The 15,147-nt window shown below is 34.4% G+C and carries 13 protein-coding genes; all 13 read right to left on the bottom strand.

The features are described from left to right. Positions 1 to 83 precede the first annotated feature (83 nt). Positions 84 to 1,280 (bottom strand): AI-2E family transporter, encoded by a 1,197-nt coding sequence (locus BN853_RS07340; protein ID WP_030005311.1) that lies wholly within the window; start codon positions 1,278 to 1,280, stop codon positions 84 to 86. After that, entirely contained in the window at positions 1,277 to 2,626 is a 1,350-nt protein-coding gene (locus BN853_RS07345) for a hypothetical protein (protein ID WP_030005312.1), read from the bottom strand. Before BN853_RS07345 ends, BN853_RS07340 begins: the two co-directional genes overlap by 4 nt. A 107-nt stretch (positions 2,627 to 2,733) precedes the next feature. Then, a complete protein-coding gene (locus BN853_RS07350; RefSeq protein WP_030005313.1) occupies positions 2,734 to 3,168 on the bottom strand; it encodes a Dps family protein in 435 nt (144 codons plus the stop codon). Between the two features lie 219 nt (positions 3,169 to 3,387). Beyond that, the gene (locus BN853_RS07355; protein ID WP_030005314.1) at positions 3,388 to 4,230 is read right to left on the bottom strand and encodes a DegV family protein; all 843 of its coding nucleotides are present in this window, start codon (positions 4,228 to 4,230) and stop codon (positions 3,388 to 3,390) included. Between the two features lie 146 nt (positions 4,231 to 4,376). Further along, positions 4,377 to 5,705: an APC family permease gene (locus BN853_RS07360; RefSeq protein WP_030005315.1), complete on the bottom strand. Its 1,329-nt coding sequence runs from the start codon at positions 5,703 to 5,705 to the stop codon at positions 4,377 to 4,379. A gap of 135 nt (positions 5,706 to 5,840) precedes the next feature. Continuing rightward, positions 5,841 to 6,032: a hypothetical protein gene (locus BN853_RS07365; RefSeq protein ID WP_157869952.1), complete on the bottom strand. Its 192-nt coding sequence runs from the start codon at positions 6,030 to 6,032 to the stop codon at positions 5,841 to 5,843. Between the two features lie 226 nt (positions 6,033 to 6,258). Beyond that, a complete protein-coding gene (locus tag BN853_RS07370) occupies positions 6,259 to 6,615 on the bottom strand; it encodes a YbaN family protein (protein ID WP_030005317.1) in 357 nt (118 codons plus the stop codon). Next, the gene (locus tag BN853_RS07375; RefSeq protein WP_030005318.1) at positions 6,615 to 7,832 is read right to left on the bottom strand and encodes a DUF438 domain-containing protein; all 1,218 of its coding nucleotides are present in this window, start codon (positions 7,830 to 7,832) and stop codon (positions 6,615 to 6,617) included. Before BN853_RS07375 ends, BN853_RS07370 begins: the two co-directional genes overlap by 1 nt. Continuing rightward, entirely contained in the window at positions 7,825 to 8,058 is a 234-nt protein-coding gene (locus tag BN853_RS07380) for a DUF1858 domain-containing protein (protein WP_030005319.1), read from the bottom strand. The genes BN853_RS07375 and BN853_RS07380 overlap by 8 nt, the downstream gene beginning before the upstream one ends. Positions 8,059 to 8,171: 113 nt before the next feature. Then, positions 8,172 to 10,145, bottom strand: a complete 1,974-nt coding sequence (locus BN853_RS07385; RefSeq protein WP_030005320.1) for an alpha/beta hydrolase family protein — start codon at positions 10,143 to 10,145, stop codon at positions 8,172 to 8,174. A gap of 264 nt (positions 10,146 to 10,409) precedes the next feature. Beyond that, positions 10,410 to 12,173: a DUF2357 domain-containing protein gene (locus tag BN853_RS07390; RefSeq protein WP_030005321.1), complete on the bottom strand. Its 1,764-nt coding sequence runs from the start codon at positions 12,171 to 12,173 to the stop codon at positions 10,410 to 10,412. 1 nt (position 12,174) lies between these two features. After that, on the bottom strand, positions 12,175 to 13,707 hold the full coding sequence (locus BN853_RS07395) for a hypothetical protein (RefSeq protein WP_030005322.1): 1,533 nt from the start codon (positions 13,705 to 13,707) through the stop codon (positions 12,175 to 12,177). Positions 13,708 to 13,725: 18 nt separating this feature from the next. Next, positions 13,726 to 15,093, bottom strand: a complete 1,368-nt coding sequence (locus BN853_RS07400) for an EAL domain-containing protein (RefSeq protein WP_030005323.1) — start codon at positions 15,091 to 15,093, stop codon at positions 13,726 to 13,728. Positions 15,094 to 15,147 lie beyond the last annotated feature (54 nt).

A 15,147-nucleotide genomic window follows, 5' to 3' on the forward strand; every position in this document is an offset into this window, starting at 1 on the left:
TCATTATTTAGATAAAATACATTTAATCGGTACATAGAAAAAAAAGATGAGAATAACCCCATCTTTTCATCTAAATGAATGAACTATTTTGACTTAATTTTCTTTGGTTCATCTTCAAACAGCGCTCGTAAGTACTGATAAACGACCTTGATTGTCCCTGCAATAGGTACCGCTAATAAGACACCAACAAACCCAAACACACCACCAAAGAAGATTAAACTCGATAAAACCACCAAAGGGTGAATGCGAACGTGTTTACCCATGATTTGTGGTGATACGATGTTCGCTTCTAAGATTTGCTCTGTGAACTGTACAACAAAAACACAAGCAATGCCAATTAGGAAAATCATGCCTTCGTTGCCACCTTGTTCGTATTCTAGATACTTAGTAAATAAATACACAATTGGAATCGACAACCCGATCCATGCACCTAGGTAAGGCACAATATTCGTCAACCCAAGTAGTATCGCAAATAAAAGCGCGTGAGAAATACCAAAATTAGGAACGAAGAATGAAACAATTGATAACCCTATAAAAAAATAGGAAAACACAAGCAACATCATAATACCTTGACCGGTAAAGTAATTACGAATCACGGTATTACTACGTATCCCTAGCTCAACTAAATGGGGTTTAATCTTTGTAGGAAACACGCTGCTAATCGCCGTAAATATTTGTTCTTTTTCACTAATCAGGTAAAAAAGGAACACAGGCGTTAATAACATTGTCAAAAATAGCTTAATAAATCCTTGAAAAACATTAATGAAAAACTGGAAAATCGAGACAGAAATGTTGATTATCTTGTCTAAGTTTTCACCATTTGAAGTAATTTGGCTGATAATCTGCGAAACCCCGTTTTCATCAATGTAATCGCCAATCAACGCCTCAATTTGTGTAATTAAACTCCGTACCGTTTCATTATCAATCAGATTAATCAAACTAGACGCAATCGACGACAGTTGACCAAACAAAAAGACCACAATAAACACGATAATTAAAACAAAGAAAAGTAAGCCGAAGACAATTGAAATGACAATCGATAACCCACGTTTAATCTTAAACTTAATATGCAACCACTCTGAAAGAGGTCCTAAAATAAAACTTAGAAAAAATGCAATCACAAAAGGCGTAAACACCGAAGCAAACGCATTAAATATGTTGCTTAATGCATTTCTAGTCAATAACTTGAATGCGTACAAGCCAACCATTGTAATACTAAATATAGACACAACCAATAAGTATTGAATTAACTTATCTTTCGAAAATAGATTTTTTTTCATACTAACCCCTCTGATTCTTCTTTGATGTAACTAGACTCATTATACACCTTTATATGCATAAAGTTATATAAGATTCCTAATGCAACCCCAGCAACAACAATCAAATACCCATGTAAAACGACATTCCCCCATTGACTCAGCTGAAAATGATTTGAAAACACAAAATTAAGTATTCGAGTAAACAACAACGAGCCTAACAAGAGTATGGCATAGACAATAATCTGTTTTTCCATGTAACGATGGTGTCTTGAGAGTATGACTAATAACAGAATTAAGAAAAAGTGACTGCCAGTTTGAAGCAAACCAGATACAATTCGTTGGAAATTTGAAAACCGCATCAACAGCTCAACCGTCGGTAACCCCTCAGTAAATCTAATCTCTTTGTAAACATCAATCAGATGATTACTTAAAAAAATGATCACCCCGATGATTGCATATGATATCACTAGCGTTTGATAGGATTCTCTAACCCTGATGTCTTTCATCATTTTAACCACGCTTAAGGTCATTAATAAGGCGATAAATGACTGAGGAATCGAATTGATTTGAATTAGATTTCTTAGGTAGTAGATCTCACTAATCATTTGGTAATTTACCTGTTTTGCGCCAATTAAATAACTCGTGATCCCTCCCAATATCAAACTAATGAGCGAGATGACAAACCCAACGACGTAAAAATAAAAGACACCTCGTTCGATATAGCATAACGCCTTTTCGCTTCGATCTTTTTTAGAAAACGATTCATATAACACATAGAGCATGCCATAAAGGGTAAAATAAACCAACAATGCGATTGTGTATTTAATTAACGGCCCATTTTGTGTGCTTTTAATAAAATTGATGAGTGTGACATTTGCCCCTGACAGATTATAGTGAGCATAGTAACATAAAAAGCTTATGATATGAACAAAGACACCGATCACAGCCATGTAAATCAAACGCCTAACCATTAACTGATTTGAATACGGCTCATCAAAGATAAATTCGTCGTTTTTTCTTAAATAGATGATCAGTGTACTTAGATAAATCGAAGAAAGCATTAACAAACTATGATCATAAAATGTCCCTAAGTATCGATCTCTAAAAAAATAAAATAAGCCAATCGCGTAGCCTGAAAAAAAGACACTTAACCCATAGATAATCGGTTTTTTACCTCCAATTTGACTATAAAATACCACTAAAGATAGGACCAAAAAAATACTCATTGTCAGCTCGACTCTAATTGCATTAATATCAAAACCCAAGACAAGGAATCGAACGATAAACAAAACAAAAAGATACGCCAAGCTCAGTATGACAGCCAAGCTATATGCCTTTTTCACTACTTCAGTTCGCTTATTTTCCATATATAATTCTCCCTATTCATTTATAAAAATAATATGATAAATATAGGGAAAAGTCAATATTTAAAGAAAAAACCGTGATTTTCTCACGGTTTTCATTGATTTAATAATTAAGCAAGAACTGCTTCTAACATCCAAATGTGTTTTTCAAAGCTTGTTAAGACGCCGACAAACATATCCACTGATACTTCATCGCCTGCCTCAGAAGCCGCTTCTAAGCCGACTTTAAATTCTTCGACTAATTGTTTGTAGTCTTTTAAAATTGACTTCACCATATCTAGTGCATCCATGTTTGTTGCTACTTCTTCTTTTAGAGAAGTAAGTTCTAAATTACCTTTTTGAGTTGAGACTGGTTTGCCACCAATCATTAATAGACGTTCAGCAAATGCGTCATATAGCTCATTTACTTCATCGTATAACGACTCAAAAGTTTCATGTAATTGGAAGAATTGAGGTCCTTTTACGTACCAGTGATAATGGTGTAATTTTGTAAATAACACACTTAGATTTGCTACTTGTTTGTTTAATTCGTTTTGTAATTTCATTGTTTTTCTCTCCTTATTTTAAAATTTAATTCGATCAACAAATGCCAGATTGAATGTACTTTAATTATACACTAATCGGACGTATAAGTAAAGCCATGCGCTTTTTATTTAAACCCTTATTTAGAATAAATTAGCGAATAATCGCAAATTAAATTTTGATAACCACGTTTCGTTTGCTACAAAAAAACAACCCCATTCGAGGTTGTTTTGAGTATTATTTTAAACTCTAGCTGCCACGTACGCAAACATATCTGGCCCGGTATGAATACCTAAAACCGGTGTCAGTTCACTGATATGTAAGTTTCTAACGTTTAATGATTTTTGTAGTGTTTGACCTAGTTGTGTGGCTTTTTCTAAGTCACTACCATAATGAATCGTTAGATCAATTAAATCTTCTTTAAACTTATCAACCAAAATATCTTTCATTGTAATTAAACTTCTTGAAATACCAATGCCTTTTGATAAAGTGACATAAACCCCTTCATCATTGACGGTAATGACAGGTTTGATTCTAAGAAGTTCACCAATCGTACCCTCGACTTTGCCGATGCGTCCACCTTTTTTTAAATACTTCAATGTATTAATGGTATACATTGCTAAACTATCATCTTTACGTAACTTATGTAACGCTTCTTCGATTTCTTTTACCGAATGTCCTGCCTCAATGAGTTCTAACGCACGTTTAACAATGAACGCTTCTTGATATCCAAGGGTTCTCGTGTCTATGTGTGTGTAGCTTAACTTACTATCTAGTAATGCCAATCTAAATTGATTATACGTACCAGATAATCCGGAAGAAATCGAAATGACAAAGACATGATCGTAGGCACCAGCCTTAACTTGTTCAATTGAATTTAAAATATCCAATTTATCAGGAAGACTTGTTGACACATGATTTGTGTCTAATTTTTCATACACTTCACTTGAAGTAATTTCAATTTGATCTCTAAACGTTTTGCCATCAATCACAATCATTAGTGGAACCACAAAAAGGTTCTTCATTTTATTTTTATATTCTACTTCTAAATTTGCACCTGAATCTGTTATAACTGCTATTTTCATAAATACACCTATCCTTTTTTCTAAAATACTTTATCTAGTATTCGATACTAGATTATCACGTAATGATAAGAAAGTCAATTTTGAAGTTCAAAATAACAGGGATTATTTCAAATAATGAAGAAAAAAAGAAGAAACGTATTAAATATCTACATTTCTTCTTTGAAAGTTAGTCTGTAATGCTTTTTAACCACGTATCCGATGAGTAAGATAACGAAATTAAATGACAAGAACATCCAAAAGCCATATTTCATTGTCGTCGCAAACAATATAAACCCACTACCAATCAGTGCGCCAATCGGAAATATGAATCGTTTGATTTTTGATAATGATTTTTCATGTCTGATGATATAAATATAAATCATTGCGTAGACAAGATACAAAAACCCAACCGACAGTTCAGCTAAATCAAAAACGCCATTATAGAGGTCTAATTCATTGCCATAAAAGACAGCCAGATAAACCAACGATGCAGCCATCGAAAACATAAACGAAGTCTTAGGCATCCCATTAGATTGACTAACGTTTATCATCTTTGTTTTTTCATTAAAGCGAGCATACACTTGATATAAACCTCTAATTGAAGCCAAAGACAATCCGTTAAGGGTACCTATACAAGAAATAACCACAAAGACCATCAAAAACCTTGAAGATATTTGTCCAAAAAGACGTTCAACTGCAATAAACACCGATTGGTCTTGATGAAATAAGAATTCATCCACGTTTAGCACCCCAAACAGACCAGCGTAATACCCAACGTAAGCTAAAATTACAATCGTTGACCCAATGACTAGTGCTTTTGGCATGTTCTTCTTTGGATTCTTGATCTCAGAATTAATACTCGTTGATACAATCCAACCATCGTATAAAAATGCCGTTGATAGTAAAGCTAATGCAAACCCACCACCCCCACTCGCCATGCTTGAAGACGAGAGATTTTCATATAGTGTACCTGAGGTTTGTCCATAAATAAGTCCAAATATAAAAACAAGTGCCACTGGAATTAGCTTAATCATCATGGTCGATACTTGAAAATAACCCGCAAGTAGTGGTGAAACATAGTTAAAGACGTAACTTAGCAACAAATAGATAAAACTAAGTAACCAAACATCATTTGAGTCCATATGAAATAGTGCAATCGTATAGTTTGCACTAACGTAGGAAACAATACTTACCAACGAAGGAAAATAGACCACGCTTGCAAACAGCCCGACGTAATAGGCAACTCTTTTACCATAGCCGAGTTCAACGTAGTCGATTAACACACTACTTTTTACGTTTTTGCCTGCGATAAAACTGACCGAATACGCCCCAAAAAGCATAATTAAACCACCCGTTACAATCGCAAGAATTGCCAAAATAACGTTACCTTCAACCGCACTTAAAATGTCATCTGCCTTAAAAAAAATACCACTACCAATGACAATACCCACAATCATTGAAATAGCAGTCAATAACCCATATTTTTCTTTATTCATTATTTCATTCCTTTAATTTCTTCTTCTAATTATACACAAAAGAACTCAATTGGCAACGAAACACATAATTTAACAAAAAAAGAAAGGCCAAATGGCCTTTAATCGTTATTTTTTCTTTGACTTGAATCTTTTTTGTTAGATAATGACTGCCTCGTCATAACCAATTAGAACATAACCGACTTTTCGGTCAAAGAAAAAATGATGTGTTCCAAGTGGGTATACCTTAATATCAGCCCCTGTTTCCACTGCCTTAACCGTATAGAATTGATCGGTTCTTGACATATTACCAACTTCACCGACAATCTCATAGGAATGAGATTTTTTCATAATACGAAGCATACGACTTGTGTATTATTCTAGTTCTTTTCTCCCGTAATTACTAACCATTTAAAACACCACCTTCAAATCTAAAAAATATCGATTAAGTTAATATAAACAATAATCAAAAGTAAAATACTTTCAATTTTGTTTCAATATTCTTAAATATCGTTAGATTTGCGAAATATTTATTTCTATTTTATTTCAAATAATAAGAGGCGCATAATTGCGCCTCTTAAGTGGTTTTAATTTGTGTTTGAAAGTAGATGTACTTGATCACATCAATTGTGATTAAGAAGATTGTAACAAATAATGACTGTGCAATCAGTATTGATATTAAGATAATTAAATCAACAAAAATGAGCAATTGCCATTTCTCTTTTTTCTTCATGCTGCGATTTTCAAGAAACGCTAAGAGATACCTTTGATAGAGCTTTGTCTTTAAAAACCAATCATTAAAGCGTTTTGATCCTCTTGCATATGAGTAAGCCGTCAACAGTAAAAATGGGGTCGTCGGTAATATCGGTAATACAATACCGATTGAACCGATGATTAAACATAATGTACCTAATACCAAATACAAAACCTTCATTAGTCTTTCGACACCAATCGTTTTTCTCCTGTTAGTTCCCGAATACCTTTGACGTCTTGTGTGATTTCTAGGGTACCAAGGAAATTACCTTCTTTGTCTCTTACCGCATAGTAACGAATTAAAACAAACATACCTTTCATGTTAATCCAAAAATCTTCTTGATCTTTCTTACCGCTTCTAAAGGATTCAATGATTTCATCAACCACATGAACACTTTGTGGTGGATGACACATGGATACGTGTCTTCCAATGATTGTTTTAGGACGATCAAAGATGCGTTCTTTACCTTGAGTGAAATACTTTACATGACCATCTTTATCGACAAACGTCATGTCGAGTGGTAGCGTGTTAAAGATTTGATTGGCTTCTAAGAAGGAGAGTGTCCCTGCATCAAATGGGATTGTGCCCTCTTCCTGTTCTTCTTTTTTTAGTTCTTCTTCGCCAACCGGTTTTTCTTGTTTCCACGCGTGTGTAGGTTTTTCTAAAAACCAACCAATCTCGTCACTTGATGAATCCACAATAACCCAATCAAAAAACCCTAAATGTTCTAATAAAAGTGGCATTAGAATATTATCTTCCTTAAAAATCATGTCCTTAATTCGTTCGACATTTGATTTAATCTTATTTTTAACCTCGAGTTCGTCATGGTCGATACTACCCAATAAGGCAATAATTTCTTTGATTTCAGCCCTAATTTCATCGTCAACACCCCACATCACTTTAGGTGGTGCGGTTATACCGTCTTTTTCTAGTTTTGGAAACATTAAGTATTCTTTTCTCGCGTAATGATTGTGAATCTCTTTTAATCGATCGTATGCCACCCTTAACATTAACTCTGCCGTTTTGCCGCTTTGACTTAAATAGGGCTCAATTTCTTCTTGAATTAAGCGTTCAATTCGTCTGTTTTCTTCATGAAACACTTGAACTGGATGCCCTGGTATTTTGGTGTGGTCACTAAAACTATGGATATCTGAGATTGACCCTTCAAAAACGGCCGCGTGAACGTCACATAATTTTTGAATTTCAGATACACCAATCGTCCCTTCTTTCATTAATGATTGTTCCATTTGTGATATTTCTTGTGTTGTCACGTCTTCAAAGTGTTCTTTGAACATCGCTTTTGCTTCTTCTAATGTCTTGCCTTCATGTAAGCCCATGATAATTTCTTTTAATTTTTCTTGACGTTTAATTGAAACGTTGTTAATAAATTCACTCATTTAAATCCCCCTTGATTTGATAACCATATGATTTGAATCTTTCTTTAATCACTTCAATATCTATTTTTCTTAGACTCGATCCTTGATTAATACTCATAAATCGTCCGACGGTTTGTATCATGCCTGGTTTAGTAATCTCACTAAACCCCAGTTCGGATAAAATATCTTTGATTTTCTCGTCTTTTTTAACAAGATCGATGATTTTTTCATTGAGATCAATCTCCATACGGACACAACCTTTCTAACCCCATCTTACCAAAGATGGCGAAGCAATTCAAACGATGTTATAAATTATCCAGATTAGTTTTAAATAAGAAAAAAACAAGCTCGAAAGCTTGCTTATTGACTGTATTTTTCAAACCAATTGGTAATTTCTTCTAACCGTTTGACTCTTGATTGCGGTCTACCACTACGTGATAAATCATGATTTTCACCTTTAAACCACGCAAAACGAGTATCGATACCATTTTCTTTTAGGATGGTATAAAACTGTAAGGCTTGTTCGATTGGGCAACGATAATCTTCATCGCTATGAATAAAGAGTAACGGTGTTTTGACTTGATCTGCGTATTTTATTGGGGATTGTTCCCAAAGCTTATCGGTTGATAATGTCGGATGCCCCTTGGTTTGATCTTTAACAAAGTAAAAACCAATGTCGGATGTGCCGTAAAATGAAATCCAATTAGAAATACTTCGTTGTGTGGCTGCCGCTTTAAAACGGTCCGTATGTGAGACAATCCAGTTCGTCATAAACCCACCATAAGAGCCGCCAGTGACAAACACGTGGTTTGGATCAATCTTGGTGTATTTCTTTAAGACTTTATCGGTAAAATTCATGATATCTTCATAATCAATCGTCCCGTACTTTCCAAAAATATCACTAAACTCATCACCCTTACCATCACTACCACGAGGGTTACAGAAAAAGACAACGTAGCCTAAGTTTGCCCAGTACTGCATTTCATGATAATAAACAGAGCCGTAAACAGTCTTAGGTCCACCGTGTATGTCTAGTATCGCTTTGACTTTCTCTTTTTTATCATAGTCACGAGGAAGTAAGACGTAGCCTTTAATCGTTATGCCGTTTTTCTTAAACGATAATAATTGTGGTTTAGCTATGTACTTGCCGCGAAGCGAGCTTTGATTATACCTTGTTTTTTGAATATACTTATTTGATATGGTGTCGAGTTCATAGAGCTCTTGAAGTCGTTGTTTGCATAAACCAACCATATAAAACTTGTCCATAAAATAGGTCAAGCCATCAATACTGCCCTTGGCTTTATAAATAACGTTGAGATTCATACTTGAATCTAACTGATAAATTTCAGAATGGTCGTCGATGGTTACGACAAAATAGTACTGATTTCCAATCACAACATCTAATTTAGACCCGCCGTAACGAACGTCGGATCCGATTGAGTTACCGAGTGATTGTCTAAAGTGTCTTTTTTTCACTAGGGTTTGATTCTCATAAACGTAAATATTTGGGTTTTGATTTAGACCATGATCCATCATGTCACTTGCAAAAACAACAAGTTTTCCCTCAAGTTCAATGACTCTAGAAATCGAGAGATCGTTTTGATCATAAATGGTCTTTGTTGTTGATGTCTTTAAGTCGTATTGATAGAGTTTTTCCGTTAGTGATGTGATGTCTGATTTTTCATTCGTAAAATAAAACGAGTCATCATCTGCACTAAACCCAAGAATTGATATCTGATCGTCTTTTTGAAATAAATTCCTTAGTGTTTTATTCTTGATGTCATAAGAAAGAACTTGACTGTAGAGTCCTTCAGTGAACCCGCGTCCATTAAAGAAGAATGGTAACTTTTCAGTTAATACAAAGTTTTGTTCTTTCTTTAGTGTTTCTTGGTATTTCTTCTGGTCAAAGTCTTTGTCTTCGTAACAACCATGATCCCCAATTCTAAGTTGTGAACTTAGTATAAGTACTTCTTCATATACCTTAATGATTGATGTTCTTAGACAAAACTCATAAGCCAGTTCAAAGCTTTGGTTAAGGATATCATAACGATAGTAGACTGTTTTTCCATCTTTAAACTTCTTTTCATCTTTCTTATTCTTCTCAAAACTGATTAATAACTGTGTCTCATTTTCAAAAACAAACTGATTTCTTGTCCCCAAATTTGCGATTTTTTTCGTATTTTTACCATCGTATACAAAAAGCTCAAAGGTGTATTGATTTTTTTCAACGTCCATCTTTGATACGGTGTACGCGAGGTAAGTTTTTTCTTGGTTCGTTTTTAAATTTGATATCGATTTAAACTTTAAGAAGTCCTTTAATTCAATTTGATTCATAAAACATCCCCTTTTCTTTCTTTCTATTATAAACAAAATGATACCTCAATGCACGCACTTTTTACATATTTTTACAAAATTACCTAAGTTTAAATGACTTAATCAGGCGTTTTCACTCGTCTAGTACCTTATTTTCTTTTAAGTTGTATCTTTCTAACTTAGATGAATCTACTCGCTTAGTTAGATAGATGATTGATCAAATGTATCAGTGATTAGCAAGTAGTCGATGAAAAACTGACGTTTTTAACTCCGTCAGTTTTTACCTCAATATTTTAGTTTTTTTAATGCCGCTTCATTCTTACTTAAGACGAGCGCCTTTTCTTTTTCCAAACGTTTAATTGCGTTTTCTTTTTTCTTTTGTTCTTGAAGTTTCTTCTTTTCTAATTCTTTTTGTTTTTTCTGTTTCAGTTTTAGTCGTTCTTTTTCAAGTTTTAACTTCTTTTCTTCTCGAACTCGTTTTTTCTCTTTTTGGAGGTTTGATTCTAATTTCTTCTTTAGTTCTGCTAGGGCTCTTCGCTCTTTTGTGATTTGATCCGTGTATTTCTTTTGATCTTTGGTGATACGTTTTTTAATGTTTTGTTCGTACTTCTTTGATTCTTTATCAATGGTTTCTTTTAACTTTTGATTGGCTCTAGATTCGATGTCATCGATCAGTTCTTTTTGCTTAATAACCATCTCTTTAAACCATTTTTTTTCAAGCTCAACCGCTTCTTTGTAGTCTCTTTCTTTTACTTCTCTTAAGATTCTCGAAAGTTTTTGTTTCTCATACGCTTTATCAAGCGCTTTTTTAGGATCTTTTAAATCCACTAACCGGTTAAATACGTCTTGGTCTTGATTAACCTCAAGTTCCTTCCACGCGACGCGGTTGGTGATTTGAATTAGATCACTTAATGCGTCTTTGATGTATTTCTTTTGCTTGTCTTCTAACGTCTTGGTTTCTCTGACGTGTTTTTTAAATGTTTTTTCAACTTCTCTTAGAAAATACTCATTCATTTCTTGATTTTCAACAACGTAAGGCGTTGGATCAAGACTAAAAGTAGGTTCGATGTCTTCTAAACGCTTTGCCTGTGTTTTTTTAAACTTTGCCTTTTGATAATTGCCCTCAAGTCGTTTTTCATTGTGATAGAATAGTGTCGAAAACAGTAAAAGAGACACTTTACTCAAATGATCTTGGTAGAGTTGATCAAACCGTTTTTGTCTAGACTCTTGTTCATATGAAAAATCAAGCGTGTAGGTCTTATCTAAATAAAGCCAAAGTAAATACGCATTTTTGAAATCCGTGTTTTTTAAAATAATTTGCGTTTTAATGATGGGTGGAATGACTTTTTTGTGATGCTTTAGGGTTTTGATGAACGTCGAATTAAGTAAATTCGAGATGAGTTTATAGAGTCTTTGAGCGCGCTCAAGGACCATCAAGTTATGTTCATCTTCTTTTTTTTGACGATACGTCTCTTCGCTCGATAAATCAAAGGATAAGTTGATTTTTGATTCGTTGTACCAAAACTCATTTACGACCTTTAACTGTGTGGTCCGTTTCGCGTAGAGTTCTTTTTCAATCAATCGAATCCGCTCTAAAACGTAATCACGTAGTCGGTAAGCTAAGGTCATGATGAAGCGGTTCTCGTAAATACCATAGTCGATGTCTGATAAATCCGATAACAGCTTTTCTGGTGTCACATTTTCCTCTTCATCAATCTCACTTATCAAATTCGTGTGCGAACTCAAATGTTTGATTGCCTCAGGTCCAACACGTTTGATTTTTTCAATCGGTAATATCTCAGACTCGTATTTGAGCTGAGATTTCATATTTCTCGTGATTTTATCGATGCTTGGGTAGTAAGCCTCAATGGTTTTTATCCAAGTATCGTCAAATTTTTTACGACTGATTTCTTGTTTTTGGTTGGTTAAATAAAGCCCTTGATAAAAGGATTCATAAAAATGGCTTGGAAAACTATGGTTTAATTCGTCTTCTTTTATGTGTGTGATTGCTTGTTCGTAGTATTGGTGTAAATCTAGTATTTCTTTCATCTTAGAAGTTGTACTGCTTGATGTAATTTCTCAACATCTTCTTCGAATCCATAAATTGTGTTTTACCAAATAATTTATCCATCAAGACAATCAGTTCTTCTAATTCATTTTTTAAAAATGGCACGTTTAATGATTCGAACTTTCTTAAAATTTTACGACTAACCATGTAATCAAGCGCTTCTGTTTCATCCCCACCACAAGCCACATAAACCGGAATGAATTGGTTAATTTGTTTATTAATACGGTTACCAAACGCAATTTGAAATTTATCGATAATAAAATCATCGAGTTTTTGTAGATTTTCTAATGTTTTTTCTGAGATATGATGATTGTCTTTAGCTTCATTAAATAGCCCACTAAGATAATCAAAACTCATTTTAACTGGTTCGGTATCGATTGCCTCAAAAAACGTCGCTTTATCGTTCATTTCGATTGAGGCCACGCGGTCATAAACCTTATCGGTAATCATAAAGGTCGAGTCATCTTTGTTGGCTGTACCGATAAACCAAATGTTCTGCGGTATTTGTAGTTTGCCATCTTTTAAGTGAATTGGGTCTTCTGGTTTTTGGTCGGTAATTAAAGACACTTTCCACTCGTTTGGATTGGGCATTTCAAGTAAGCTTAGGAAATCGGCAAAATAATACTCCACACGTGCTAAGTTCATTTCATCAAGCACGATAAAATTTAAATCAGAGCGATAAGTCGCTTCATAAACCGCCTTTAAGAACTCCGTTTCATTGAACTTCTTAGTAAATTCATTAAAATAACCAAGCATCTCAGCGCGATCACGCCAAGAAGGTTGAACTGAGATAATGTCGGTATCGTTACTGAAAAATTTCCCCATTGCGTAAGCAAGTGAGGTTTTCCCTGTCCCTGAAATCCCCTCAAGAACCATTGTTTTTGATGAGGCCATCCCGGAAAAGAAAATTCTAGCGGTCTTATGCGAATAGTAAAGACCTAACTTGCTTGCCGAGAAATGAACGAAGCGGTCGACCAATCCTTCAAGATTGAGATGATCACTTTCTTTCATTATGGTTTTTAATACGTTGAACTTGTAGGTTTCATCCACCGACAACAACAACGGAAATCGAACTTTTGTCCCTGTTTTTTGACTCATTTGTCTTGGGACATCGCCTCTTGTTTGATCCAAAGGCGCATCCGTTCGTGATAAAGCGAGGATTGCATTTTTTTCATCCAGTAATGACTCAATCTCATAATTTAGAATAGAGACCTCGTGCAGTAATTCTTCTTTGTCTCTTTCTTTACTGACAAACCGTATGTATCTTCTTAGCAGTTGGATGATTAGCACCGTAATTAGTGCACTAAGAAAGAATAGAATCAGTAAAGAAGGAATTGCGAATACCCAATCAATGGAAGTAAACGTTTTTGATGCCACCATAAAATCCCTAATGTAATTGGTGATATCGATTACGAAGACCTGATGGAGTAAATCGAAAAACATCGAAAATCCTTTTCCGATATTTGAAATGATCGTTTTAAATAGTTCAATGAACCATTGTGCAAATTGTTCCATAGTCAATTCTTCTTTCTTTTAGCGATTTTTTGATACATAAGGTTGTAGATCTTCTTTTCTGAGGCGTTTACTAACCACCTGAGATTGATAATAACTAATGTCTTTATACACAATGCTTTGATTGTGTGCTTTTTCGGTTACATTGGTCGAGACTATCTCAACCGTATTACCTAAATACGATTTGATTGGTTCATAGGCTTCTTTTAAAAGGTCTTGTCTGACTCGTAAGAAATCAATTTGAAGTTTACTCGTGTAATCGACGAGCTGTTGGACATCTGTTTGATGATCCATTGAAAGGTGATAGCCCAAGTTTTTTAGCGCCATCACATTTTTGACTAACTTCACGTCAGTTGATTGGTTTTTAAGCAGTGGTACGTATAAAATGATCTTCCCACTGTCGTACTGATAACGTTTCACTTTTTCATCAATTAGATAGACCGCATCCTCATGTCTTAATAATTCAAGAGACGTCGGTAGAAAAAAGTAGAACGTTTTGTTTTTAATTTGTTGATACAAATCAAAAATATCTTCTAAACTTTGTTCTAATAATACGGTATTTAGCCAAAATGCGTCACCTGTTTCTTCAAGTAGAGGCATAAATTCAAAGAAATCTTTTTCTTCCTTGTTTTTTTCATAAGTGTATTTGACATCAAAGCCATAACACTTATCTTCATAGGTATCAAAGATTGGTAGGTAACTACGCTTGATTGATCCTTCTTTGACAGCGTCTTTCATTTCTTTATAGTACTTGAGCGTTTCTTCATTTTGGTTTAACTGTTCGTTATATAAGATGATTTGGTTCCCGTTTTCTCTTTTGCCATGATAAAGTGCCTGTTTTAGTTGTAAAAACAACCGATCAAATGTGACGTCTTCTTGGTTTCTAGTCATTCCAATGGTCACTTGTCTTTTAACATAAAGATCGTCTGTGATCTTCATCTTTTTAGACGTTGCCTGTTGAAACTTAACGGCTAGGTTGTAGAGTAAGTCGTCACTTAAGAGTTCTGGTAAATAAATCAAGAACGTTTCTCTTTCTTTTGTTTGAGCGAACTTCGCGCCTCGCGGCAGACTCATTTGTATGGCTTTACCCACACTTAACAAATAAGAATAAACGCCTTCTTCTTCAATGTAGGTTGCGATTTGATCGAATTGATCAACCGATAAATACATCAATTGAAAGTGACTACCTTTTTGTTCTTTCTTGTGTTCAATTAATTTGATTAATTCTTCAAACGTTGTGATGTCGTTAATTGTTTCTAGTTTGTCTTTTAAGTATCTTTTTCGTTCGAGTTTGATTAAATAGACTAAAACGATGACTAATATCAGACAAAAGACGAGAATCACACTTGAATAGATGATGTTTTCAATCGTAGATGCGTAAACAAACATAATGGAATTCCTTTCTTTTTCATACAGTAGAGGCTTAGGTAGTGTCCTTTAACA

Source organism: Paracholeplasma brassicae (assembly GCF_000967915.1).
Taxonomy (GTDB): domain Bacteria; phylum Bacillota_I; class Bacilli_A; order Acholeplasmatales; family UBA5453; genus Paracholeplasma; species Paracholeplasma brassicae.

Bases quoted from the DNA above. Each gene is read 5' to 3' on its own strand.
- BN853_RS07375 (WP_030005318.1), bottom strand. From the start codon at position 7,832: ATGAGTGAATTTATTAACAACGTTTCAATTAAACGTCAAGAAAAATTA.
- BN853_RS07395 (WP_030005322.1), bottom strand. From the start codon at position 13,707: ATGGAACAATTTGCACAATGGTTCATTGAACTATTTAAAACGATCATT.
- BN853_RS07370 (WP_030005317.1), bottom strand. From the start codon at position 6,615: ATGAAGGTTTTGTATTTGGTATTAGGTACATTATGTTTAATCATCGGT.
- BN853_RS07390 (WP_030005321.1), bottom strand. From the start codon at position 12,173: ATGAAAGAAATACTAGATTTACACCAATACTACGAACAAGCAATCACA.
- BN853_RS07355 (WP_030005314.1), bottom strand. From the start codon at position 4,230: ATGAAAATAGCAGTTATAACAGATTCAGGTGCAAATTTAGAAGTAGAA.
- BN853_RS07360 (WP_030005315.1), bottom strand. From the start codon at position 5,705: ATGAATAAAGAAAAATATGGGTTATTGACTGCTATTTCAATGATTGTG.
- BN853_RS07350 (WP_030005313.1), bottom strand. From the start codon at position 3,168: ATGAAATTACAAAACGAATTAAACAAACAAGTAGCAAATCTAAGTGTG.
- BN853_RS07380 (WP_030005319.1), bottom strand. From the start codon at position 8,058: ATGGAGATTGATCTCAATGAAAAAATCATCGATCTTGTTAAAAAAGAC.
- BN853_RS07345 (WP_030005312.1), bottom strand. From the start codon at position 2,626: ATGGAAAATAAGCGAACTGAAGTAGTGAAAAAGGCATATAGCTTGGCT.
- BN853_RS07385 (WP_030005320.1), bottom strand. From the start codon at position 10,145: ATGAATCAAATTGAATTAAAGGACTTCTTAAAGTTTAAATCGATATCA.
- BN853_RS07400 (WP_030005323.1), bottom strand. From the start codon at position 15,093: ATGTTTGTTTACGCATCTACGATTGAAAACATCATCTATTCAAGTGTG.
- BN853_RS07365 (WP_157869952.1), bottom strand. From the start codon at position 6,032: ATGAAAAAATCTCATTCCTATGAGATTGTCGGTGAAGTTGGTAATATG.
- BN853_RS07340 (WP_030005311.1), bottom strand. From the start codon at position 1,280: ATGAAAAAAAATCTATTTTCGAAAGATAAGTTAATTCAATACTTATTG.